The sequence below is a fragment of the Burkholderia sp. NLJ2 genome (assembly GCF_049487195.1).
Taxonomy (GTDB): domain Bacteria; phylum Pseudomonadota; class Gammaproteobacteria; order Burkholderiales; family Burkholderiaceae; genus Burkholderia; species Burkholderia pyrrocinia.
Window position 1 is genome coordinate 553,220 of the sequence record NZ_CP137810.1, and the last position, 23,258, is coordinate 576,477.

General features: G+C 68.1%; 23 protein-coding genes. 12 read left to right on the plus strand and 11 right to left on the minus strand.

Annotated elements, in window-relative coordinates; genetic code table 11:
• Positions 1 to 23 precede the first annotated feature (23 nt).
• The 3 genes from R9B84_RS24885 to R9B84_RS24895 are packed head-to-tail and all read right to left on the minus strand — an operon-like array spanning position 24 to position 2,420.
• Positions 24 to 1,088, minus strand: a complete 1,065-nt coding sequence (locus tag R9B84_RS24885; protein ID WP_423762692.1) for a diguanylate cyclase domain-containing protein — start codon at positions 1,086 to 1,088, stop codon at positions 24 to 26.
• 58 nt (positions 1,089 to 1,146) lie between these two features.
• The gene (locus R9B84_RS24890; protein WP_423762693.1) at positions 1,147 to 2,151 is read right to left on the minus strand and encodes a chemotaxis response regulator protein-glutamate methylesterase; all 1,005 of its coding nucleotides are present in this window, start codon (positions 2,149 to 2,151) and stop codon (positions 1,147 to 1,149) included.
• Positions 2,148 to 2,420 (minus strand): hypothetical protein, encoded by a 273-nt coding sequence (locus tag R9B84_RS24895; protein WP_423762694.1) that lies wholly within the window; start codon positions 2,418 to 2,420, stop codon positions 2,148 to 2,150. Before R9B84_RS24895 ends, R9B84_RS24890 begins: the two co-directional genes overlap by 4 nt.
• A 76-nt stretch (positions 2,421 to 2,496) precedes the next feature.
• Between R9B84_RS24895 and R9B84_RS24900 the strand changes: the two genes are divergently transcribed.
• Positions 2,497 to 2,925, plus strand: a complete 429-nt coding sequence (locus tag R9B84_RS24900) for a hypothetical protein (protein ID WP_423762695.1) — start codon at positions 2,497 to 2,499, stop codon at positions 2,923 to 2,925.
• Positions 2,926 to 2,974: 49 nt separating this feature from the next.
• Here the strand turns inward: R9B84_RS24900 and R9B84_RS24905 are convergent, their stop codons facing one another.
• Complete coding sequence (locus R9B84_RS24905; RefSeq protein WP_047901264.1) at positions 2,975 to 3,199, minus strand: hypothetical protein; 225 nt, start codon at positions 3,197 to 3,199, stop codon at positions 2,975 to 2,977.
• Positions 3,200 to 3,545: 346 nt separating this feature from the next.
• Here R9B84_RS24905 and R9B84_RS24910 point away from each other — a divergent pair, with 346 nt between their 5' ends.
• The 5 genes from R9B84_RS24910 (at position 3,546) to R9B84_RS24930 (ending at position 8,084) form a co-directional block, all read left to right on the plus strand.
• A complete protein-coding gene (locus R9B84_RS24910) occupies positions 3,546 to 4,235 on the plus strand; it encodes a DUF969 domain-containing protein (RefSeq protein WP_423762696.1) in 690 nt (229 codons plus the stop codon).
• Complete coding sequence (locus R9B84_RS24915; RefSeq protein ID WP_423762697.1) at positions 4,232 to 5,182, plus strand: DUF979 domain-containing protein; 951 nt, start codon at positions 4,232 to 4,234, stop codon at positions 5,180 to 5,182. The genes R9B84_RS24910 and R9B84_RS24915 overlap by 4 nt, the downstream gene beginning before the upstream one ends.
• A 19-nt stretch (positions 5,183 to 5,201) precedes the next feature.
• Complete coding sequence (locus R9B84_RS24920; RefSeq protein ID WP_423762698.1) at positions 5,202 to 6,224, plus strand: DUF2891 domain-containing protein; 1,023 nt, start codon at positions 5,202 to 5,204, stop codon at positions 6,222 to 6,224.
• A gap of 127 nt (positions 6,225 to 6,351) precedes the next feature.
• Positions 6,352 to 6,675, plus strand: coding sequence for a hypothetical protein (locus tag R9B84_RS24925; protein ID WP_423762699.1), 324 nt, complete (start codon positions 6,352 to 6,354; stop codon positions 6,673 to 6,675).
• Positions 6,676 to 7,022: 347 nt separating this feature from the next.
• A complete protein-coding gene (locus R9B84_RS24930; protein ID WP_423763572.1) occupies positions 7,023 to 8,084 on the plus strand; it encodes an asparaginase in 1,062 nt (353 codons plus the stop codon).
• A gap of 101 nt (positions 8,085 to 8,185) precedes the next feature.
• Here the strand turns inward: R9B84_RS24930 and R9B84_RS24935 are convergent, their stop codons facing one another.
• Positions 8,186 to 9,160, minus strand: coding sequence for a LysR family transcriptional regulator (locus R9B84_RS24935; protein ID WP_423762700.1), 975 nt, complete (start codon positions 9,158 to 9,160; stop codon positions 8,186 to 8,188).
• Between the two features lie 141 nt (positions 9,161 to 9,301).
• Between R9B84_RS24935 and R9B84_RS24940 the strand changes: the two genes are divergently transcribed.
• Positions 9,302 to 10,708: an aspartate ammonia-lyase gene (locus R9B84_RS24940; protein ID WP_423762701.1), complete on the plus strand. Its 1,407-nt coding sequence runs from the start codon at positions 9,302 to 9,304 to the stop codon at positions 10,706 to 10,708.
• A 102-nt stretch (positions 10,709 to 10,810) separates the two neighbouring features.
• Complete coding sequence (locus R9B84_RS24945) at positions 10,811 to 12,316, plus strand: amino acid permease (RefSeq protein ID WP_423762702.1); 1,506 nt, start codon at positions 10,811 to 10,813, stop codon at positions 12,314 to 12,316.
• Between the two features lie 51 nt (positions 12,317 to 12,367).
• Here the strand turns inward: R9B84_RS24945 and R9B84_RS24950 are convergent, their stop codons facing one another.
• On the minus strand, positions 12,368 to 13,051 hold the full coding sequence (locus R9B84_RS24950) for an alpha/beta hydrolase (protein WP_423762703.1): 684 nt from the start codon (positions 13,049 to 13,051) through the stop codon (positions 12,368 to 12,370).
• Positions 13,052 to 13,311: 260 nt separating this feature from the next.
• Between R9B84_RS24950 and R9B84_RS24955 the strand changes: the two genes are divergently transcribed.
• Together R9B84_RS24955 and R9B84_RS24960 are read left to right on the plus strand one after the other, a co-directional pair.
• Positions 13,312 to 13,554, plus strand: coding sequence for an antitoxin (locus R9B84_RS24955; protein ID WP_423763573.1), 243 nt, complete (start codon positions 13,312 to 13,314; stop codon positions 13,552 to 13,554).
• Positions 13,551 to 13,958 (plus strand): type II toxin-antitoxin system VapC family toxin, encoded by a 408-nt coding sequence (locus tag R9B84_RS24960; RefSeq protein WP_423762704.1) that lies wholly within the window; start codon positions 13,551 to 13,553, stop codon positions 13,956 to 13,958. Before R9B84_RS24955 ends, R9B84_RS24960 begins: the two co-directional genes overlap by 4 nt.
• 99 nt (positions 13,959 to 14,057) lie before the next feature.
• On the opposite strand, the gene R9B84_RS24965 is transcribed toward R9B84_RS24960, so the two are convergent.
• Together R9B84_RS24965 and R9B84_RS24970 are read right to left on the minus strand one after the other, a co-directional pair.
• Positions 14,058 to 15,545 carry an aldehyde dehydrogenase family protein gene (locus tag R9B84_RS24965; RefSeq protein WP_423762705.1) on the minus strand — a complete coding sequence of 496 codons (1,488 nt, stop codon included), beginning with the start codon at positions 15,543 to 15,545 and terminating at the stop codon, positions 14,058 to 14,060.
• Between the two features lie 18 nt (positions 15,546 to 15,563).
• Entirely contained in the window at positions 15,564 to 16,142 is a 579-nt protein-coding gene (locus R9B84_RS24970; protein WP_423762706.1) for a thioesterase family protein, read from the minus strand.
• Positions 16,143 to 16,404: 262 nt separating this feature from the next.
• On the opposite strand from R9B84_RS24970, the gene R9B84_RS24975 reads away from it, so the two are divergent.
• The gene (locus R9B84_RS24975) at positions 16,405 to 17,535 is read left to right on the plus strand and encodes a porin (protein WP_423762707.1); all 1,131 of its coding nucleotides are present in this window, start codon (positions 16,405 to 16,407) and stop codon (positions 17,533 to 17,535) included.
• Positions 17,536 to 17,578: 43 nt separating this feature from the next.
• Positions 17,579 to 18,970 carry an FAD-binding oxidoreductase gene (locus R9B84_RS24980; protein ID WP_423762708.1) on the plus strand — a complete coding sequence of 464 codons (1,392 nt, stop codon included), beginning with the start codon at positions 17,579 to 17,581 and terminating at the stop codon, positions 18,968 to 18,970.
• Between the two features lie 73 nt (positions 18,971 to 19,043).
• Here R9B84_RS24980 and R9B84_RS24985 read toward each other — a convergent pair whose 3' ends face one another.
• From R9B84_RS24985 to R9B84_RS24995, 3 genes are read right to left on the minus strand one after another with little or no spacing between them, the layout of a single operon-like run.
• Positions 19,044 to 21,173, minus strand: a complete 2,130-nt coding sequence (locus R9B84_RS24985) for an acetate--CoA ligase family protein (RefSeq protein WP_423762709.1) — start codon at positions 21,171 to 21,173, stop codon at positions 19,044 to 19,046.
• A gap of 50 nt (positions 21,174 to 21,223) precedes the next feature.
• Complete coding sequence (locus R9B84_RS24990) at positions 21,224 to 22,381, minus strand: acyl-CoA dehydrogenase family protein (RefSeq protein WP_423762710.1); 1,158 nt, start codon at positions 22,379 to 22,381, stop codon at positions 21,224 to 21,226.
• A 3-nt stretch (positions 22,382 to 22,384) separates the two neighbouring features.
• The gene (locus R9B84_RS24995) at positions 22,385 to 23,173 is read right to left on the minus strand and encodes an enoyl-CoA hydratase/isomerase family protein (RefSeq protein WP_423762711.1); all 789 of its coding nucleotides are present in this window, start codon (positions 23,171 to 23,173) and stop codon (positions 22,385 to 22,387) included.
• Positions 23,174 to 23,258: the final 85 nt, after the last annotated feature.

A 23,258-nucleotide genomic window follows, 5' to 3' on the forward strand; every position in this document is an offset into this window, starting at 1 on the left:
CCCGTTATCGGCGGGAACCGGCGCTAGTCGTCGCGCGGCGCGCCGAACCCTGCGGCGCCTGGCGGCGGCGTCGCATCGATCTCGACGCGGTTCTTGCCTTCGTGCTTCGCGCGATAGAGCGCGCGGTCGGCCGCCTCGATCAGCACGGTCGTCGGCAGGCCGGGCGCCGGCACGATGCTCGCGCCGCCGATGCTGATCGTCACGGTATTGCCCGTCGACGAATGCGCGTGCCGCAGCCGGAGCGCCTCGACCGCGAGACGGATCTTCTCGCCGAGCAGCCGTGCGGCGCCCGGCGACGAGGCCGGCATCACGACCGCGAATTCCTCGCCGCCGAAGCGCGCGGCGAGATCGCCGGACTGCCCGAGACAGCGCTCGATGGTCGACGCGATCTGCTTGAGCACGCTGTCGCCGGACACGTGCCCGTACGTGTCGTTGTACAGCTTGAAATTGTCGACGTCGATCATCAGCAGCGACAGCTCGCTGCGTTCGCGCGTGCCGCGCCGCCATTCGGCGGCCAGGTATTCGTCGAGATAACGGCGGTTCGACAGCCCGGTCAGCCCGTCCGAGTGCGTGAGGCGCCGCAGTTCGAGATTGGCCTCGAGCAGTTGCTGCTGCGATTGCCGCAGCGCGCGATAGGCCTCGTCGCGCTGCAGCAGGTTCATGTACGAGCGCGAGTGATAGCGAATGCGCGCGACGAGCTCGATGCGGTCGGGCAGCTTCACGAGGTAGTCGTTCGCGCCGGTCGCGAACGCGGCGCTCTTGATCACGGGCTCTTCCTGCGTCGACAGCACGATGATCGGCACGTCGCGCGTCGCCGGATTCGAGCGGTACGCCTTCACGAGGCTCAGCCCGTCGGTGCCGGGCATCACGAGGTCCTGCAGGATCACGGTCGGCCGCGTTTCGATCGCGGTGGCCATCGCGTCGTCCGAGCGCGGGCAGTAGTGGAAGTCGATGCCTTCCTCGTCGACGAGCGCGCGCCGTACGGCTTCCGCGACGATCGTCTGGTCGTCGACCAGCAGCACCATTGCCGGCACATCGGCGGGCGGCGTGTACGGGCCGCCCGGCGGGCGGGTCAGGTCGCTAGTCATGATCGATGCGGGTCGTTGCAAGGGCAGGCATGGGTGTTGCGCGTGTTCATCGTCGGGATCAGATCCGCGCGAGTGCCGCCAGCTCGCCCGCGATGCGTCCGAGCGGCAGGATCGCGCGCGCCGCGCCGAGCGTTGCGGCCGCTTTCGGCATGCCGTACACGGCGCTCGTCGCCTCGTCCTGCGCGATCGTATGGCAGCCCTTCATCCGCAGCGCCTTCAGGCCGATCGCGCCGTCGCGTCCCATCCCCGTGAGCAGCACGCCGATCGCGCGGCCGGGCCAGTGCTCGGTCAGGCTGTTGAAGAACACGTCGACCGACGGCCGATACGGCGTGGCGGCCGGCTCGCGCGTGTATTCGAGCGTGCCGGCGCGGGTGATGCGCAGGTGATCGTCGGTCGCGGCGAGCAGTGCGACGCCCGGCTGCGGGCGGTCGCCTTCGCGCGCGACGCGCACGGCGAGCGGCGTCTGGCCGTCGAGCCATTGCGCCATGCCTTCGGCGAACGCGCGGTCGACGTGCTGCACGATCACGATCGGCGCGTTGAAATCGGCCGGCAGGCCGCCGAGGACGGACGCGAGCGCGCCGGGGCCGCCGGCCGATGCGCCGATCGCAATCAACGGGCCGCCGCTGCCGCGGGGGGCCGTGTCGGCGACGCGCGAGCCGCCCGGCGCATCGAGCAGGCGGCCGATCTGGTCGATCTTCGCGAGCAGCAACCTGGTCGTGTCGCCGGCCGCGCCGTCGCCGAGCCGCGGCGTGTCGACCGCGTCGAGCGCGCCGGCGCCCATTGCCTCGTACACGCGCCACGCGTTCGCGCCGATACAGCTTGTCACGATCAGGATCGCGCACGGTCGTTCGGATCGCGTGATCCGCCGCGTCGCTTCGATTCCGTCGAATTTCGGCATGATCAGGTCCATCAGCACGACGTCGGGCGGCTGCGCGGCGCACAGTTCGACGGCTTGCGCGCCGTCGGTCGCGACCCACAGCACGCGGTGCTCGGGCCGACGCGCGATCGCGCGGCGCATCGCCTCGACGGCAAGCGGGAGGTCGTTGACGATGCCGATGTTCACAAGCGGAATTCTCCGGTCGGTTCGTAGTGTTGGAGGTAGGCCGGGTTCATGGAAGGGGCTGCCTGTTCGGCGCCGCCGGACGGCATCGGCGGCCGGACGGCACGGCATTCTTTTTGGTTGGCGACGCCCCGAATGCTGTCATGCGGCGCGGGCGGCGGCAATCGAAAAATTTGCGCATTGCGCCGTTTCAGTGCGTTTCCTCTATGACGATGCGGCGTTTCCGGCCGGTAACGGAACCGGGCCGGCGCACGCGTGGATGCCACGGCCATGTGAGCTCGCCACGGCAGGCCGCCGAAGCACGCATGTTACCGTGCCGGCTTCGACAAAAAGGACGAGGAGATTCGGATGACCGCGCCCGACACCACGCTCGTCAGCCGCGACCCGCACGCGCCGGTCGTGATCGAACGCGACGGCCGGTTGCTGTACCAGATCGACATCGAGAGCGGGCACGCATCGTTCTACCGCGAGTTTCCGGTCGAGCCCGACGCGGTACGGGTGCTGCGCGACGACCCAGAGCGCTACTACTTCCTGTTCGCGGCGCTTCACCATCCGTACCAGTTGCGCGCGACGAACCTGTCCGACGCCGAGCGCGAACGCTACTTCAGCACGATCCTGTTTGCGGGCCGCGACGACGTCGAAGCGTTCCTGACGCAACTCGACCGCGACAGCAACGGCGCCGTGGCTAACCTGTTGAGGATCTTCACGCAGGCCGACTACGGGCAACTGCGCGCGGGCCGGTGGTTCGGCGCGGGCGCCGGCACGCCGGCCGCGTAGCGGCACCCGGACGGGCAACCGGCCGCGCACCGCATGCGCGGCCGCGCCGTCAATGGCTGCGCGCGTACCCCTGGATCAGCGCGCGCATCATTCCTTCGACCGTCGCGTCGAGCAGGTCGGCTTCCTGCTCGGCTTCCTCGACGAGCGCGGCATAGGCGGTCGCGAGCGTCACGCGGTCGACTTCATGGCGCTGTTCCATCAGCGTCACCATCCCGTCCTTCGCCAGATGAGCGGAGAACGCGCGGCTGCCGATGGTCTGGAATACGTCAATCATGGCGGCTCTCCCGTACGTTGCAGATGCTTTCCAGTGTAGTCGGCGCACCGGGGCTCCGCCACGCGCGGCGGCCCGTGCCGGCGGCCGCCGGCCGGTGCGAATGCAGGGAAGCGCGCGTCGCCGAGCGCGCGCCCGCGCCGGCCGACCGGCGATCGATTCGTCCGACGAAACACCGCTGACACACGTCCCGTGCACGGTATCCGCATGCTTCAACGTTTACCCGAATCGGTAAATCGTCGACTTTTTATCGATAAAGTCTCGTGTTAGATTTTGCCGTCCGAACCCGGTCCAAACCGGGCAGGCGGCGCGCCGCGAAGGCGCCGCGCGTCCAACACAAGGAGGAGCAATGCTGGTGCTGATTGGGGTGCCGATCGTCGTGATCGGTTTCGCGCTGCGCTTCAATGCGCTGCTGGTGGTCACGATCGCGGGGCTCGCAACGGGGCTCGCGGGCGGGCTGAATCTCGTCGACATCGTCAGCGCGTTCGGCAAGGCGTTCACCGAAAACCGCTACATGGGGCTCATCTGGCTGACGCTGCCGGTGATCGCGCTGCTCGAACGCAACGGGCTCAAGGAGCAGGCGAAGCGGATGATCTCGCGCGTGCAGGCGGCGACCACGGGCCGCGTGCTGATGCTGTACTTCGTGCTGCGCCAGGCGACGGCCGCGCTCGGCCTCACGTCGCTCGGCGGCCATGCGCAGATGGTGCGGCCGCTGATCGCGCCGATGGCCGAAGCCGCCGCCGTCAACCGATATGGCGAGCTGCCCGAGTCGGTCCGCCAGCAGATCCGCGCGCATGCGTCGGGCGCCGACAACGTCGCCGTGTTTTTCGGCGAGGACATCTTCATCGCGATCCAGTCGATCCTGCTGATCAAGGGCTTTCTCGAACAGAACGGGATCGCCATCGAGCCGCTGCACCTGTCGGTGTGGGCGATCCCGACCGCGATCGCCGCGCTGCTGATCCACTGCACGCGCCTCGCGCTGCTCGATCGCCGGCTCGCGCGTGGATTCGGCCTGCTGGCACAGGAGGGTGCGCGATGATCCGCCTCGAATCGCTGTATACGCTCGCGGGGCTGATGTTCGCCGCGTTCGCGTGCTTCAACCTGACGGACCGCACGAACCCGCGCCGCGTCGTCAATTTCGCGTTCTGGGCGGTCTACGCGGTCACGTTCCTGTTCGGCGCGCTGCTGCCGCATTTCGTGACGGGCTGCCTCGCGATCGCGCTCGCGGTGATCGCCGGCTCGGGCAAGCTCGGCCGCGGCAAGTCCGACGAAGCAGGAGACGCGGCGGCAACACGGCGCGAGTCGCTCGCGCAACGCTTCGGCAACCGGCTGTTCCTGCCCGCGCTGCTGATTCCGGCGGTCACGCTGATCGGCACGTTCGCGCTGAAGCGCGTGCCGTTCGTCGATCCGAAGAGCGTGACGCTGATCTCGCTCGTGCTCGGCACGATCGTCGCGTTCGTCGTCGCGCTCGCGATGCTGCGCGATTCGCCCGTGCATGCGCTGAAGGAAGCGCGCCACACGATGGACGCGGTCGGCTGGGCCGCGATCCTGCCGCAGATGCTCGCGGCGCTCGGCGCGCTGTTCGCGGTCGCCGGCGTCGGCGGCGTGGTGTCGGGGCTCGTGAAGGACTGGGTGCCGATCGATTCGCCGTTCGCGGTCGTCGCGGCCTATACGGTCGGCATGGCGCTGTTCACGATGATCATGGGCAACGGCTTCGCCGCATTTCCGGTGATGACGGCCGGCATCGGTCTGCCGCTGATCGTCCACCAGTTCCACGGCAACCCGGCGATCGTCGGCGCGATCGGGATGCTGAGCGGCTTCTGCGGTACGTTGATGACGCCGATGGCCGCGAACTTCAATATCGTGCCGGCGGCGCTGCTCGAACTGAAGGACAAGAACGGCGTAATCAAGGCGCAATGGCCGACGGCCGTGCTGCTGCTGGCCGTGAACACGCTGCTGATGGTTGCGTTCGCCTTCCGCTTCTGACTCGATGGACGAGATCCTCATGACCGACCGACTCACACCCGAACTCGCGTCGAAATTCGCGTCGCTCGCGCTCGCGCACCTGACCCGCGAATATCCGAACAAGCTCACGCATTCGCTCGAAGGCCCGCGCGACGTGCAGGGGCCGCGCGCGCTGCATCCGATCTTCTACGGCAGCTACGACTGGCACTCGTGCGTGCACGGCTACTGGCTCGTGCTGCGCGTGCTCGAACGCTATCCGGCGCTGCCGGAAGCCGAGCGCATCGTCGCGATCGTCGACGCGCACTTCACCGACGCGAACGTCGCCGGCGAGCGCGCGTACCTCGCGCTGCCGCACAACAGCGGCTTCGAACGGCCGTACGGCTGGGCGTGGCTGCTGGCGCTGTCCGCGCAACTCGAACGGCTCGCGCTGAAGGGCGCGCTGCCGCAGGCCGCGCGCTGGGCGAAGACGCTGGCGCCGCTCACCGACCTGTTCGTGGCGCGCTTCGAGACCTTCCTGCCGAAGGCGACCTATCCGCTGCGCGTCGGCACGCACTTCAACACCGCGTTCGCGCTGGCTCTTACGCTCGACTTCGCGCGCGACACGCAGCGCGACGGGCTCGCGGCGCTGATCGTCGATACCGCGAAGCGCTGGCACCTGAACGACGTCGCGTGCCAGGCGTGGGAGCCGTCGGGCGACGAATTCCTGTCGCCTGCGCTGATGGAGGCCGAGCTGATGCGGCGCGTGCTGCCGGCGGCCGAATTCGACGGCTGGTTTGCGCGCTTTTTGCCCGATCTCGCGCGCGGTGAGCCGGCGACGCTGTTCGAGCCCGTGACGGTCAGCGACCGCAGCGACGGCAAGATCGCGCACCTCGACGGGCTGAACCTGAGCCGCGCGTGGTGTCAGCGTGCGCTCGCCGGCGCGCTGCCGGAAGGCGATGCGCGGCGCGCGAAGCTGCTCGACGCGGCCGACCGGCATCTCGCGAGCGCGCTTGCGCACGTGGCCGGCGATTACATGGGCGAGCACTGGCTCGCGACGTTCGCGTTGCTCGCGCTGGAAGCGTAGCGCGCGAGCGAGCGCGCGAAACCCTGCCGGCGGCAAGGTCATCGGCGCGCGGCTATACTCGCCGCTCGGGCCGTTTCGCGCAGCAACCATCGCGCGAAGCGGCCATCCGCCAGTTCGCCGCCTCTTCATGGACAAGCTCATTTTCTACGTCGCCGCGATCCACGGGCTCGCCGGCCCCGTGTCGATCGTGTCGCACGCGACGTCGCACGACCGCTGGACCGACGACGATGTCGAGGTCACGCGCGACGAAACCGAATACCGCTTCGACAACGGCGCGATCGTGCGCCGCTCGGTCGAGCAGGATCGCGCGCCGTCCGATCTGCTGTGCGCCGAATGCTGGATCGATTACGACGTGCTCCGCCATCCCGATGCGCAGCCGGTCAGCCCGTCGCGGCTGACGTTCGACAACGCATGCCGCGAAACCTTCTGGCTGCGCTACCACCTCGCGTGAACGGGCGTGAGGTGCCGGGTTATCGACTCGAACCGACGCCGTTCGGCGACGTGAACGATTCGGGGCTCGGCTGCAAGGCCACCACATCGGAAAACATCGATGTAAATGCGGCTGATTTTTTTGCGTTTTCGAACGTAATTGCGCGAATTGGCGACAATCTCGCAAAAAAATCAAATGCTTCTTGTGCTGATTCGGTCCGACTTTTGTGGGCCGCGCGGCTGCCTTTGCGTCGTATGCAACACCGCTTTCCATTGCCCGGCCGGCGCGCGGCGGCGGCGACTCGATACACTTCCGTACCGGTTGGACGGGCCCCGGCAACCAGGCCCCGAGCAAGGAGACAGGACACGATGGACACCCAACGCGCAGCGGTCGTCACGTACCGCGGCAATGCGATCGAGAACAGGCACGTTGCCCATGTGGCGGTGGTGGATGCAAGCGGCCGGTTGCTGGCCCGGTTCGGCGATCCGTTCCGGATGACGCTGGCGCGCTCGGCGGCCAAGCCGGCCCAGGCGCTGTCGGTGATCGAGACGGGCGCGCCCGAGCGGTTCGGCTTCGACGACGCGGACATCGCGCTGATGTGCGCGTCGCACAGCAGCGAGGACCGCCACATCGACCGCACGCGGGCGATGCTCGCCAAGGTCGCCGCGCACGAATCGGATTTGCGTTGCGGCGGCCATCCGCCGTTGTCCGATGCGGTGTACCGGTCGTGGATCAAGCGCGACTACACGCCGACCGGCGTGTGCAGCAATTGTTCGGGCAAGCATGTCGGGATGCTGGCCGGCGCACAGGCGATCGGCGCCGCGATGGCCGATTACCATCTGCCCGACCACCCGATGCAGGTGCGCGTGAAGCATGTCGTGGCCGATGCGTGCGGCTTGCGCGACGACGAAGTCGACTGGGCGATCGACGGGTGCAACCTGCCGACGCCGGCGTTTTCGCTGGATCGGCTGGCGCGCCTCTACGCGTCGCTGGCCGACGGCGCGGACACGGTGGAAGCGGGCGGCGAGATCAGCGATCGCGTTCGCGCGCTGGCGCGCATTCATCGTGCGATGACGGCGCATCCGGAACTGGTCGCCGGCGACGGGCGTTATTGCACGGTGCTGATGAACGCGTTCGACGGGCAGGTGGTCGGCAAGCTGGGCGCCGATGCGTGCTACGGGCTCGGCGTGCGTGCCTCGGAAAACACGCGGCGACTCGGCGCCGACGGTGCGCTCGGCATCTCGGTGAAGATCGAGGACGGCAACCTCGACGTGCTCTACATGGTCGTCAGCGAGATTCTCGATCGGCTGCAGATCGGTACGTTCGTGCAGCGCGCGCAACTGGCCGGCTTCCACCGGCCGCGGATGCTCAACACGCAGGGCGTCGTGATCGGGCACGCCACGTTCCCGTTCGAACTGCAGCCGGCCTGAAGGCCGTAACCGCGCCGATGCCGCCGGCCCTTGAACCGGGACGGCCGCGCGCATCGGCGCCCGCCGGCCGATCGACATGAACGCGAACACGAACGCCCGCGCTACCCGCGAGCGCCGCGAATCTTCGCCAGTTCGACGTCCGACAGCTCGCCGATCTGCGCGAGATGTTCCGCGAGAAAGTCCTTCAGCACGCGCAGCTTCGCCGAGCTGCGCCGGTTCGCCAGATACGCGATGTAGATGAATTCGCCCGTCAGCCGGTTCTGCAGCCGGTAGCGCGGCAGCACGGCCTCGAGCTGGCCGTTCGCGAGCAGGTCGCGCACCAGCCAGATCTCGAATTCCGCGATGCCGAGCCCCGCGCAGGTCGCTTCGAGCAGCAGCTCCGAATGGTCGGTGACGAGATTGCCGGCCGGCAATACGCTGTGCTGCGCGTCGCCGTTCGCGAGAATCCAGCGCGGATCGCCTTCCGGGTGCACGTAGCGCAGGCAGTTGTGGTGCTTCAGGTCGTCCGGTGTCGACGGGCGCCCGCAGCGATCGAGATAACCGGGCGTCGCGCACAGGATGCTGTCGTTGCGCGACAGCCGGTGGACGACCAGGTTGTCCAGGTAGTTCTCGCCTTCGTGTATGTCGAGATCGAAGCCGCCGGCCACGAGGTCGTTGTGGTTGTCGGTGAGCCGCACGTCGAGCTGGATCGTCGGGTAGCGCGCGAGAAACGGCGCGACCAGCGGCGCGAGATGGCGGCGGCCGAACGCGACCGGCGCGGTGAGCTTCAGCGGGCCGCTCGGCTGCGCATTCAGCTCGGCGACGACGCGCAGCGTGTCGTCCAGATCGGAGATCAGCGTGACCGCGCGCTCCAGATAGATGTGGCCGGCCTCGGTCAGCGTCACGCTGTGCGTCGAACGGTGCAGCAGCGCGACGCCGAGCGCGTCCTCGATCGCCGTCACCTTGCGTGCGACGGTCGACGTCGACACGTGCATCTCCTTTGCAACCGCCGAAAAACTCCCCGTTTCGACCACTCTCACGAACGCGCGCATCGCGCCGAGGTGATCGATGCCTGTCTCTCTCACGCCTTTTTTCATTCGATTCTCGCTGTTGCGTCCCACGCAAAACCGCTTTCGATAATACAGAGGCGAGCTTGTTTTTGCAAAGGCATAGAATGCGAACCCGTCGCGTCGGGAAGCGGCACACGACAAGCGGCACGAGACATTCAGGAGGGCACGATGGCAGAAAACGGCTTCCGCGTCGAAGCGGATCTTTTAGGTAAACGAAGTATTCCGGATGCGGCCTACTACGGCGTTCATACGCTGCGCGCGAAAGAGAATTTCGACATTTCGGGCCGCACCATTGCGTCGCTGCCTTACCTCGTGATGGCGCTCGCGGCCGTGAAGGAAGCCGCGGCCGACGCCAACTGCGAGCTCGGCCTGCTGCCGCAGCCGTATCGCGACGCGATCGCCGCCGCGTGCGTCGAGATCCGCGAAGGGCGCCTGCACGACCAGTTCGTCGTCGACGTCATCCAGGGCGGGGCCGGCACGTCGACCAACATGAACGCGAACGAGGTGATCTGCAACCGCGCGCTCGAAATCATGGGGTACGCGCGCGGGCAGTACGAATACCTGCATCCGAACGAGCACGTCAATCTCGCGCAGAGCACCAACGACGTCTATCCGACCGCGATCCGGGTCGCGACGTGTTTCGCGGTCGAGCACCTGCTCGAAGCGATGGGGCGGCTGCGCGATGCGTTCGCGGAGAAAGCCGACGCGTTCGCGGGCCTGCTGAAGCTCGGCCGCACGCAGTTGCAGGACGCCGTGCCGATGACGCTCGGCCAGGAATTCTCGACGTACGCGGTGATGCTGACCGAAGACATCGCGCGGCTGCAGGAAGCCGGCTGGCTGATCCGCGAGATCAATCTCGGCGCGACCGCGATCGGCACGGGGATCACCGCGCATCCGCAGTACGCCGAGAAGGCGCTGGCGGCGTTGCGGCGCATCACCGGGCTCGACCTGAGCACCGCGCCGAACCTGATCGAGGCGACGCAGGATTGCGGCGCGTTCGTGCAGGTCTCGGGCGTGCTCAAGCGGATCGCCGTGAAGCTGTCGAAGATCTGCAACGACCTGCGGCTGCTGTCTAGCGGCCCGCGCGCGGGGTTCGGCGAGATCAACCTGCCGCCCGTGCAGGCCGGCTCGTCGATCATGCCCGGCAAGGTCAATCCGGTGATCCCGGAAGTCGTCAACCAGGTCGCGTTCGAGGTGTTCGGCAACGACCTGACGGTGACTTTCGCTGCCGAGGCCGGACAGCTTCAGCTCAACGCGTTCGAGCCGGTGATCGCCAGCGCGCTGTTCCGCAGCTTCAGCCACCTGACGGCCGCCTGCACGACGCTCGCGGAGCGCTGCGTGAGCGGGATCACCGCGAATCCCGAGCGGCTGCGCGAAACGATGGAGCGCTCCGTTGCACTTGCGACCGCGCTGAACCCGTACATCGGCTACAAGCGCGCGACCGCCGTGGCCGCCGAAGCGCACGCGACCGGCAAATCGATCCGCGAGGTCGTGCTGGAGCGCGAGCTGATGACCGACGTGCAACTGGACGAGGCGCTGCAGCCCGAAGCGCTGATCCGGCCGCGCGCGCTTTGACACCGGTCGCGCGGCGCCGGCGCCTGCCGCCGGCGGCCTGCGCGCGACCGTTCAAACGCGCCCTGGAGAGGGGCGCGACACATCAATAAACGGAGACTAACGATGAAACACACCAGCGAGCGCCCGGCCGATCAGGCCGGCGGCGCGGATTCCCGTCATGCCGATCCCGACGCGATGTTCGCGTCGCACGAAGCCGGTTATGCGAAGCAGTTGAAGCCGCGGCACGTGCAGATGATCGCGATGGGCGGTGCGATCGGCACCGGCCTCTTTCTCGGCGCGGGCGGCCGCCTGCAAAGCGCGGGGCCCGCACTGGCGCTCGTGTATCTCGTGTGCGGCGTATTCGCGTTCCTGATCATGCGCGCACTCGGCGAGCTCGTGATGCACCGGCCGACCAGCGGCAGCTTCGTGTCGTATGCGCGCGAGTTCATGGGCGAGCGCGCGTCGTTCGTCGCGGGCTGGATGTACTACCTGAACTGGGCGACGACCGGCATCGTCGACATTACCGCGGTCGCGATCTACATGAAGTACTGGGCCGTGTTCACGGACGTGCCGCAGTGGGTGTTCGCGCTCGGCGCGCTCGGGATCGTGTCGGTGATGAACATGATCGGCGTGAAGGTGTTCGGCGAGATGGAGTTCTGGTTCTCGCTCGTCAAGGTCGGCACGCTCGCGGTGTTCCTCGCGGTCGGCGCCGTGTTCCTCGCGAGCGGCCATCCGGTCGCCGGCCAGATGCCGGGGCTGCATATCGTCGCGGACCACGGCGGCATCTTTCCGCACGGCATCCTGCCGGCCGTGCTGATCGTGCAGGGCGTCGTGTTCGCGTATGCGAGCATCGAGCTCGTCGGCGTCGCGGCGGGCGAGACTGCCGACGCGCGCAAGGTGCTGCCGAAGGCCATCAACAGCGTGATGTGGCGCATCGCGCTGTTCTACGTCGGCTCGGTCGTGCTGTTGACGATGCTGCTGCCGTGGACCGCGTACAGCTCGCACGAAAGCCCGTTCGTGACGTTCTTCAGCAAGCTCGGCGTGCCGTATGTCGGGACGGTGATGAACGTCGTGGTGCTGACCGCCGCGCTGTCGAGCCTGAACTCGGGCCTCTATTCGACCGGGCGCGTGTTGCGCTCGATGGCGATGGGCGGGTCGGCGCCGCGCTTCGTGTCGCGGATGAATGCGCGCGGCGTGCCGTACGGCGGGATCCTGATCACGGTCGCGATCAATGCGATCGGCGTGCCGCTGAACTACATCGTGCCGGCCCAGGCGTTCGAGATCGTGCTGAACATGGCATCGCTCGGGATCATCACGACGTGGGGCTTCATCGTGATGTGCCAGATCCTGTTCCGCCGCGCGGTCAATCGCGGCGAACTGAAGGCCGTGTCGTTCCGGATGCCCGGCGCGCCGTTCACGTCGTGGCTCACGCTCGCATTCCTCGCCGGCGTGCTGGTGCTGATGGCGTTCGATTACCCGGGCGGTACGTGGACCGTCGCGACGATTCCGCTTGTCGTGCTCGCGTTGGTGATCGGCTGGAAGCTGGCGAAGCGCGGTGCCGAGCGTGAGCGGGCGATTGCGACGCGCACGCCCGCGCGTGGCGTCGCAGATCCTGCGCAGAACGCGTGACGGTACCCGCCGGGGGCGCCGGTCCGTTCGCGGGCCGGCTTCCGGTCGAGGTCAGTTCAACCCGGCACGTTCGCTGACCCATTTGCCGAAATCGGCGGCCATCTCCGGAGTCAGTTCGTGCCCGGCCGCGTACAGCCGCGTGTCGTGCGCGACGCCGAGCGCCGTGAGTTTTGCATCGGCGGTGTCGGCCCACGCGACGGGCAGCTTGTCGTCGAAGCGGCCGTGCACGATCAGCGCGTGCAACGGGCGAAGCGCATCGCGTGGCGCGATCAGCGGATCGATTTCCGGCAGGATGCGCCCGCACAGCACGGCGAATGCGGTAACGTCGGCCGGCGACGTGAGGCCGACGCCCGCGCTCATGATGCCGCCCTGGCTGAAGCCGGCGATCACGGCGGGCAACGCGGGGCCCGCGCCGTCCTGCGCGCGGAAGGCGCGCAGCAGCGCGATCAACTGGAGGCGGCTGGCGTCAGCGCGGGCCGCATCGATTTCGGGGCCGTTCGGGCCGAAACGCACCGGAAACCACGCGTGCTGATTGGGCCCGAACGTGAGCGGGCCGCGCACGAACGCGATCTCGATGCGCGGATCGATCATTTCGGCCACGTTCAGCAGGTTGGTTTCGTTGCCGCCGACGCCATGCAGCAGCAACAGGCGGGCGACGGGACGGCTGGCGGCCGGGCGCAGCCGGTACGGGAGGCCCGAATCGGGATCGGTGGTCAGCGGCAGGACGTCGGTCATCGCGTGGGTCCGGAAAGGGGAACGATGCGACAGTCTAGATCGTGCGGCCGGGGAGGTGAATCGCCGGATGGCGATTGATTATTTCCTGGGAGGAATGAATTCGGTCGCGGTACGTGTCGGGGACAGATTGCCGATATCGCGACGCTTAGCGCCTGCCACAGGCCGAAATATCCGCTGACGACAGGCCAATCGGACGACTCGTCGTCCTCACGCGCAGTTGATAAAGTAGATACATTTTGTAGATACGTGAGGGCGTGAAGATGGATCGTGCCAAAATCTTCAAGCATGGCGGATCGCAGGCCGTCCGGCTGCCGAAGGATTTCCGCTTCGAGACGACCGAGGTCCGGATTCGTCGCCACGGGTCGTCCATCGTTCTCGAGCCGGTGCCGCAAGACTGGGCATGGCTGACGCCGCTGATCGGGCCGGTCGACGCCGATTTCGAGGCTGCCGCGACCACGCAGCCATCCACTCGGGAGCGGTCGGGTCTGGACGTATTTGAATGAAGTTCCTGCTGGATACCCACGCGGTGATCGCCATTCTCAAAGGCGGGCCGGCGATGCTGTCCCGTCTGCGACCGCACCAGCCGGCCGATTTCGGGATACCCGCGATCGTCGCGCATGAACTCTATTACGGTGCCTACAAAAGCCAGCGAGTGGCTGCGAACGTGGCGCGTGTCGAGGCGCTTCAGTTCGAGGTCGTATCGCTCGATGTCGAGGATGCGCAGCATGCCGGCGAGATTCGGGCCCATCTAATCGCGGCCGGTACGCCGATCGGCCCTTATGACGCCTTGATCGCAGGGCAGGCGCGCGCCCGGCAACTGGTGCTTGTCACGCATAACGTCCGGGAATTCGAGCGCGTCCCCGGGCTGCAAGTCGAAGACTGGCTCGCTGTGCCGCGTGAAGGCTGACCGCATTGCGGTCATGCGGCGACCGGAACGGAATCCTGCTCGCCGTATCCGGCTCGCCAAGCGCTCGCGATCCGGCCTGCGAGCGCCGCCCGTTTCGCATTACCGCAGCCGGATGATCGTCGACTTCAGTTCCGTGTATTTCTCCAGCGCGTGCAACGAGTTGTCGCGTCCGTTGCCCGACTCCTTGAAGCCGCCGAACGGGAAGTTCATGTCGTCGGTTTCCTCGTAGCCGTTCACCCATACCGTGCCGGCGCGCAGTCGGCGCGCGGTTTCGTGCGCGGCCGTCAGGTTTGCCGTCCACACCGATGCCGCCAGTCCGTAGCGTGTGTCGTTCGCGAGCGCGACGGCCGTATCGAGATCGTCGAATGGGGTGACCGCGAGCACGGGCCCGAAGATCTCCTCGCGCACAATTCGCGCGTCGGCGCGCGGGCAATCGAACACGGTCGGCTCAACGTACTGGCCGCCGCTCGCGGTGCGCGCGCGCTTGCCGCCCGCCAGCAGCGTCGCCTCGTCGCGGCCGGTCTCGACATAGCCGAGCACGCGCTCGACCTGCGCCGCGTCGATCAGGCTGCCCATCCGCGTGTCGGGCGATAGCGGGTCGCCCGGTGCGTATTCGGGCGCGATCTCGAGCACGCGCGCGACCAGCGCGTCGCGGATCGCCCGGTGGACCAGCAGGCGCGAGCCGGCCGTGCACATCTGCCCGGTGTTGTAGAACACCGCATGCGCGACGGTGCGCGCCGCACGGTCGAGGTCGGGGCAGTCGGGCAGCACGATCTGCGGCGACTTGCCGCCGAGTTCGAGCCACACCCGCTTCAGGTTCGAATCGGCCGCGCAACGAGCGACCTTGTGGCCGACCGCGGTCGAGCCCGTAAACGCGATGCAGTCCACCTCCGGATGGCGCGCGAGCGCCTCGCCCGCGTCGCCGAAACCCGGCAGCACGTTGAGCACGCCGGCTGGCAGCCCGGCCTGCGCCGCGAGCGCGGCGAGCCGCAGCGCACTCAGCGGCGATTTTTCCGACGGCTTCAGCACGACGCTGTTGCCGGCTGCGAGCGCGGGCGCGCACTTCCACATCGCGATCATCGCGGGGAAATTCCATGGCACGACCGCCGCGACCACACCGATCGGCTCGCGCGTGACGAGCCCGACGAGATGCGCATCGGCCGGCACGACTTCGCCGCCCGTCTTGTCGATCGCTTCGGCGAACCACTCGGCGCAGTACGCGGTGGACGGGATGTCGACCGTGGTCGTATCGCCGATCGGCTTGCCGGTGTCGAGCGTTTCGAGCAGCGCGAGATCGTCCGCATGCTCGCGGATCAGCGCGGCCCAGCGCAGCAGCACGCGCTTGCGTTCGCGCGGCGTCGCATCGCGCCATGCACCATGCTCGAACGCACGCCGCGCGGCCGCAACCGCGAGGTCGGCGTCGGCCTGCCGGCAATGCGCGACCTGTGCGAGCACGCGGCCGTCGATCGGGCTCGTGCTCGTGAAGGTCGCGCCGTCGTGCGCGTCGCGGAACGCACCGTCCACGAAAGCGCGGGATTCGATGTCGAGTTGGCCGGCGCGCGTGCGCCAGGCATCGTTCGTCTGCATGGAAGGCTCCATCTTGGTTCAGCGTGAAGCAGGGGCGGGGCGGCGGATTGCGATCGCGCGGCCCGCATGAGGCTCGCGCGGCGCGCGCGCATGTTCGGCATGAATCGCGTCGAGATGGCGGCGGATCGCATCGGGGAACGGCGTCGAGCGCTTCATGTGCATGTCGACGTGAGTCAGCAACTGTTCGCCGGTTGCGAGTTGCGCGCCGGTCGTCGCGTGATGCATCGAATGGAACACATGCAGGCGCCGGTCGTCGACATCGAGCAGCCGCAGCGTGAGCCTGAGCGGATCGCCGAGCATCGCTTCGCCCAGGTGGCGGATGTGCGTCTCCGCCGAATAGATCGAGCGGCCGGCTCCGCGATAGTCGTCGTCGATGCCGAAGTAGCGGAAGAACGCGTCGCTGCTGTCGCCGAACACGAGCAGGTAGCACGACTCGCTCATGTGGCCGTTGTAATCGACCCACTCGGGCTGCACCGCGCAGCGGTGCAGTTCGAGCGGTGTCGCAATCGGCACGCCGGGGTCGTACGGGCGAGACTTCTGTCCTTCGTAGGCCGAGCGCAGGCGAAGCTCGGCGGCGGGGTTGAGATGGGTCGTCATCCAGTGCACTCCGAGGTTCGGAACGGGCCCGCACGTCGTCCGCGGGGCTGCCGGACGATGTTATGACGGGTTGAACGTTTTTTCAATAAAGATATCGCCGATGCGTGTAAACACCGGTGCTGGCCGACACCTCAATCGGTTGAACATTCATTCAGCAAAACCTATACTCGCCAGCGCCGCGATGCCGAAACGAAGCAGGCGGGCGGTCTTTCACGAACAACGACAATCGATCCGCGTCGCGCGGAAACTGGAGACACCGGAAATGAAGAAACGCTTCCTGCTGGCCGGCATGATGTCGGTAATGGTCCACGGCTATGCGCACGCGCAGAGCAGCGTCTCGCTGTACGGGATCATCGACGGCGGCATCACCTATGTGAACAATGCGGGCGGCGCGCATGCGACCCTGTTCGACGACGGCGTGTCGTACGGCAACCGCGTCGGCCTGACCGGCAGCGAGGATCTCGGTGGCGGCAACAAGGCCGTGTTCAAGCTCGAGAACGGCTTCCGGCTCGGCACGGGCAAGCTGAATCAGGGCGGCGCGATGTTCGGGCGCCAGGCCTACGTGGGGCTCGGCAACGACTGGGGCACGCTGACGTTCGGCAACCAGTACGATTTTGCATTCGACTTCACGGCTGCGTTCAACGTCAGCGCGTTCGGCAGCGGCTATGGCGTGCACCTCGGCGATTTCGACCGCCAGAGCGGCGACCGGCTGCAGAATGCGGTGAAGTTCGTCAGCAACAGCTTCCACGGGCTCGTGGTCGGCGGCATGTATTCGTTCAGCAACGACGCGGGCAGCTTCCACGACGGCAGCGCATGGAGCGTCGGCGCGACCTATACGCACGGCGATTTCTCGGCGGGCGGCAACTATACGCGGCTCAATGCGCCGCGCGGGCTCGCGGCACTCGATCCGTATGCGCAGATCGGCGTGACGTCGATGCTCGGGCAGACGGTCGCGACGATCGATCCGGCGACGGGCGCCGTCACCGACCTGCACGACTCGACCCCGTTTGCGGTCGATTCGCAGTCGATCTTCGGGATCGGCGCGTCGTACGTGTTCGGCAAGCTGACGCTCAGCGCGGACTTCAGCAACACGACGTTCAAGGGCTACGGGCAATCGTCGACGATGCGCGTGTACGAGGCGGGCGGCGTGTACCAGGCGACCGCGCCGCTGTCGCTCGTCGCGGGCTACCAGTACACGACGTTCGAGGGCCATCACTGGCACGAGGTGGCGTTGGGGACGCATTACGCGCTGTCGAAACGCACCGACGTGTATGCGGCCGTCGACTGGATGCGCGCGTCGAACGGCGTCGGCGCGGTGATCGGCTACAGCTTCGCGCCGTCGACGAGCCGCACGCAGGCCGCCGCGCGCATCGGCATGCGGCACAACTTCTGATCCTTTCTCGTTCCCGGGCCGGGCATGGCCGGCCCCGTCGACCATGTCCGATTCCTTCTCGAAAGACAATGTCGTCGCCGCGCTGCGCGACGCGCTGGGTGCCGATTGCGTGAGCGTGGACGACGCGATCGGCGAGCGCCATTTCACGAACTACGGCGAGGCGCCGGGCGTGCGGCCGCGCGCGCTGCTGCGCCCGCGCGGCGTCGACGACGTGAGCCGGGCGCTCGCGATCTGCTCCGCTTACCGGCAGGCAGTCGTGCCGCAGGGCGGCATGACGGGGCTCGCGGCCGGCGCGGCGCCACGCGCGAGCGACGTCGTGCTGTCGGTCGAACGGTTGAAAGGTATCGTCGAGATCGATGCGGACGCGGCCACCGTCACAGCCTGGGCCGGCACGACGCTGCAGGACCTGCAGCAAGCGGTGGACGAAGCGGGGTTCGCGCTCGGCATCGATCTCGGTGCGCGCGGGTCCTGCCAGATCGGCGGGAATGTCGCGACCAACGCGGGCGGCAACCGCGTGATCCGCTACGGCACGACGCGCGAGCAGGTGCTCGGCCTGGAAGTCGTGCTGGCCGACGGCACCGTGCTGAGCTCGCTGAACAAGATGCTGAAGAACAACGCGGGATACGACCTGCGACAGCTCTTCGTCGGCAGCGAAGGCACGCTCGGCATCGTCACGCGCGTGGTGCTGCGATTGCATCAGAAGCTCGCCGCGCCGTCGACCGCGCTATGCGCGGTGCGTGACACGGCCGCGGCGCTCGCGCTGCTGCGCGACGCGCGGGCGTCGTGCGCGGACTTGCTGAGTTTCGAGACGATGTGGCCGGCGTTCTACGGTTACGTCGCGGAACATACGCCGGGCATGCGCGCGCCGTTGCCGGCGGACGGCGGTGTCAAGGTGCTGGTCGAATGCGCGAGCGGGGATGCCGCGCGGACCGCCGAGCGGTTCGAAGCCGTGCTGGCCGACTGGCTCGAACGCGGGTTGATTGACGACGCGGCGCTCGCGCAGAGCGAGGCGGACGCGCAGGCGTTCTGGACGCTGCGGGAAGGGCTCGCGATCGACGCTTTGCCCGGCCTGGTGAATTTCGACGTGGGGATTCCGCTGTGCGAGAAGGCGGCGTTCATCGACGCGTGCGATCGCGCGCTGAAGATGCGCTGGCCCGGCGCGCACGTGTTCTTTTTCGGTCATCTCGGCGACAGCAACCTGCACGTGTGCGTGTCGGCGCCGTATGCGCCGGGCGAAAGCGCGCACGACGTCGACGCGGTGCTGTATCCGCTGGTGCGCGACGCGGGCGGATCGGTGTCGGCCGAACACGGGATCGGGCGCTACAAGTGCGACTGGCTCGGCTGTTCGCGCAGCGAGGCCGAGATCGCGGCGATGCGCCGGCTCAAACTGGCGTTTGATCCCCTTGGGCTGCTCAATCCCGGCAAGGTGATCTGAGCGTTGCGCCGCGCAGCGGCATCCGGCCCGCTCACGCATCGCGCGAGCGGGCCGGTGCGCTTCATGCACGACGTCAGGTGTCAAGCCTCACCAGCGCATCGACAGCCACCGCGCCGTGTTCCATCGCCAGCAACGGATTGACGTCCAGCTCGACGAGCGTGTCCGCATGCGCTTGCGCGAAGCGCGCGATCGCCATTACGTTCGCGACGATCGCGTCGAGATCGGCCTTCGGCCGCCCGCGATAGCCGGTCAGCAGCGGCCCGAGCTTCAGCCCGAGCAGCGCGTCGCGCACGTCGCTTTCGCGGACCGGCAGCAGCAGCGTCGCGGTGTCGCGAATCAGCTCGACCAGCACGCCGCCGGCGCCGAGCACCAGCGCGAGACCGAAGTTCGGCTCGCGCTTCACGCCGACGATCAGTTCGAGCAGCGGCGCGTCGGCCATCTTCTCGACGAGGATGCGCTCGACGCGCACGTCGGGCGCATGACGCGCGACTTGCGCGGTCATCCGCTCGACCGCGGCGGCGACGGCCTCGGGCGACGCGAGCTTCAGTGCGACCGCACCGGCCTCGGTCTTGTGCGGCAGGCGATCGCTGACGACTTTCACGCAGACCGGAAAGCCGAGCCGCACGGCGGCGGCCGGCGCATCGGCGGGCGCGACGCATTCGGCGGGCGGCACGTCGAGCCCGTGCGCGGCCAGCATCCGCTTGCTTGCCCATTCGTCGTGCAGCGTGGCGGCACCGTCGTCGCGCTGGCCGGCCCGCAAGACGGGCAGCGCGTTCAGCGCATCGGCATCGAGGATGCGGCGGCGCGTGTCGCCGTAGGTCATGGCCGCGCCGATCGCGTCGATCCCGTCGGCGAGGCCCTGCAGCGGCGCGATGCCGGCCGCGGCCATGCGCGCCGCGTGATCGGGCGGCGTCAGGTCGGGAAACACCGAGATGACCGCGCCGACCACGCCGTGCTCGCGTGCGGACGCCGCGAACGCGCCGGCCGCGATGTCGCACAGCGGCCGCTCGCCGGTCGCTTCCTGCGGATAGTCGAGGATCATCGCGGCCGCGCCCGGGCGATCGGCCAGCAGCGCGTCGCAGCATGCGCGCATCTTGTCGGGGTCGCCCCACGGCGTCGTCGTGAAGTCGAGCGGGTTCGCGATCGTCGCGTAGGCCGGCAGCACGTTGCCGAGTGCGTTGCGGCCCGCGTCGCCCACCGGCGGGAACGCGATGCCGCGCGCTTCGCCGAGGTCGGCGACGAGCCCCGCGTCGCCGCCGGACGTCGCGAGCGCGGCCAGCGTGCGGCGTTCGGGCACGCCGGCGATCGCGAGCAGCTTGAGTGTCTCGACGAGGCCGACCGGATCCTTCACGCGGATCACGCCGAGCCGCCGGAACAGCGCGTCGTACAGCGCGTCCGAGCCCGCGAGCGAACTCGTGTGGCTCATCGCGAGCTGCGCGCCGAGCGTCGACGTGCCGCTCTTCAGCGCGACGATCGGCACGCCGCGCGCGAGCGCGCGTGCGGCGGCCTCGCTGAACGCGCGCACGTCCTTCAGGCCTTCGAGATGCACGCCGATCGCGCGGATACGCGGATCGTCGACGAACGCGTCGACGAGGCGCGCGATGTCGACCGAGGCCTGGTTGCCGACGCTCGCGAGGTACGCGAACGGCACCGAGCGGGCGCTCATCGACAGGTTGTACGCGAGGTTGCCGCTCTGCGTGATCACGGCGACACCCGATTCGACGCGCGGCGCGCCGTGCGCGACGGGCCACAGCGCGCTGCCGTTCAGGCCGTTGATCAGCCCGTAGCAGTTCGGCCCGAGCACGGCCAGGTCGCCGGCCGCGTCGACGAGCGCCTGCTGCAGCGCGGCGCCGTCGGTGCCGGTCTCGGAGAAGCCCGATGCGTAGACGATCGCGCCGCCCGCGCCGCGTTCGGCGAGCGCGCGCACGACGTCGATCGCCTGCCGCGCGGGCACCGCGACGAACACGGCGTCGGGCGCGGCGGGCAGGTCGGCGACGCTCGCGTGGCAGCGCACGCCGTCGATCTCGGCATGATTCGGGTTGACGAGCCGGATATCGCCGGCATAGCCGTAGTCGCGGCAGCGCTGCACGGCGCCCGCGATGCCGCGTCCGCCGACGAACGCGATGCTGGCCGGCTCGAGCAGCCGGCGCAGGTTGGCCGCGGCAGTGGCGCGGCGATCCCTGACTGCGGGAGAGGAGGTCATGAAAAGTCCTTTCGGAAGTCGCGCCGGACGGGCCGGCGCGACGGTTCGCGTCAGCTGTAGCGTCGGAGGATTTCCTTGGACAGGATGTGCCGCTGGATCTCGGACGTGCCTTCCCAGATGCGCTCGATGCGCGCATCGCGCCAGAAGCGCTCGATCGGCAGTTCGTCCATCAGCCCCATGCCGCCGTAGATCTGCACCGCATGATCGGTCACGCGGCCGAGCGTTTCGGTCGCCAGCAGCTTCGCGAGCGCGGCATCGCCATCGGTCATCGTGCCCAGGTCGAGCTTCTGCGCGGTGTAGAGCGTGACGAGTTCCGCCGCGCGGATCTCGGTCTGCATGTCGGCGAGCTTGAACGATGTGCCCTGGAATTCGCCGATGCGCTTGCCGAACTGGTGGCGTGTCGCCGCCCATTCGGCGGCCATCTCGAACGCGCGCTGCGCACGGCCGATGTTGTTTGCCGCGACCATCACACGGCCGGCGGTGAGCCAGTCGTTCGCGAGATCGAAGCCGCGATGTTCTTCTCCGAGGATCTGCGCGGTGCTGACGCGGCAGTCGGACAGGAAGATTTCCGACTGGTGATAGCCGCGCAGGCTCGTGCAGTGCGGGCCGCGCCGCACGGTCATGCCCGGCGTGTCCTTGTCGATCAGGAAGCAGGTCACGCGCTTGCGTTTCTGGCCGCGCACTTCCTCCTCGCCGGTGACGGCGAACAGGATCACGAAATCGGCCGTATCCGCATGGCTGATGAAGTGCTTGCTGCCGTTGATCACGTAGTCGTCGCCGTCGCGCACCGCGCGCGTGCGGATGCCCATCGCGTCGGAACCGGCGCCCGGCTCGGTCAGCGCGAAGCAATCCACGCGCTCGCCGCGCACGGCCGGCTTCAAATAGCGCTCGATCTGGTCGCCCTTGCACGCCATCAGGATCTTGCTCGGCCGCGCGACGAACACGTGCAGCGCCCAGCTCGTGCGGCCGAGCTCGCGCTCGACGAGCGCCTGCGTCACGTAGTCGAGGCCCGGGCCGCCGGCGCTTTCGGGCATGTTGAACGCGTAGAAACCCAGTTCGAGCGCCTTGCGGCGGATCGAATCGGCGAGTTCGGGCGGCACGTCGTCCGCACGGTCAACCGCGAATTCATGGGGCTGCAGTTCCTTCTCGACGAACTGACGCAGCGACGACACCAGCATTTCCTGCTCTTGAGTCAGCGAAAAATCCATGAATCATCTCCCGACAAAATGAGGTGCGCGCCCCTCGACCGACGCGCGAAGCGCTTCCTGGCCGTCCTCGCTGTGGCCGCAAGCGACGCAGGCCGCCAACTCGCCGCGCAATTGCTCGGCGAGGGTGTGTGTGAGCGACTGCGCGAGCAGCGCCTTCGCATGGCCGAACGCGACGCTCGGCCCTTGTGCGAGACGCGCGGCGAAGGCGGCGACGTGTTGTGCGAACGCGTCGGCATCGACGACTTCGGACACGAAGCCGGCCGCGAGCGCGTCCTGCGCGTTCCAGCGTTCATTCAGGAAGATGAAGCGGCGCACGACGTCGGGCCGCGCGAGACGCGGCAGGAACCAGCTGCCGCCCATGTCGGGGCTGTAGCCCATGCCCGTATAACCGCAGCGTAGTGTCGCGGCCGTGCTGGCGATGCGGAAGTCGCACGCGAAGCCGATGTCGGTGCCCGCGCCGACCGTCGAGCCGTTCAGCGCCGCGACGGTGGGGCGCGGAAACGCCGCCAGCGCCTCGACGAAGCGGTGCGCGCGCTCGCTCCAGCCGTAGGTGTCGAGTTCGCCGTTGCGCTCGGCCTCGGCCCACTCGTCGACGTCCGCGCCCGCACAGAACGCACTGCCCGTGCCGGTCAGCACGAGGCAGCGGACGGCCGGGTCGTTCGCGAGTGCGTCGAGCGTGTCGCGAAGAAAGTCGAGATGCGGCCGCGCGAGCGAATTGCGCTTCGCCGGGCGGTTCAGGCGAAGCGTCACGACGCCGTCGTGCCGTTCGATTCGGATGTCCTCGTTGCTCATGTTGCCACTGTCTCCTTGGTGTTGGGTGTCGTGTTGTGTCAGAGCCGGCAAGGGACGCCGCTACTTGCGAACCGCATTTCGGCAT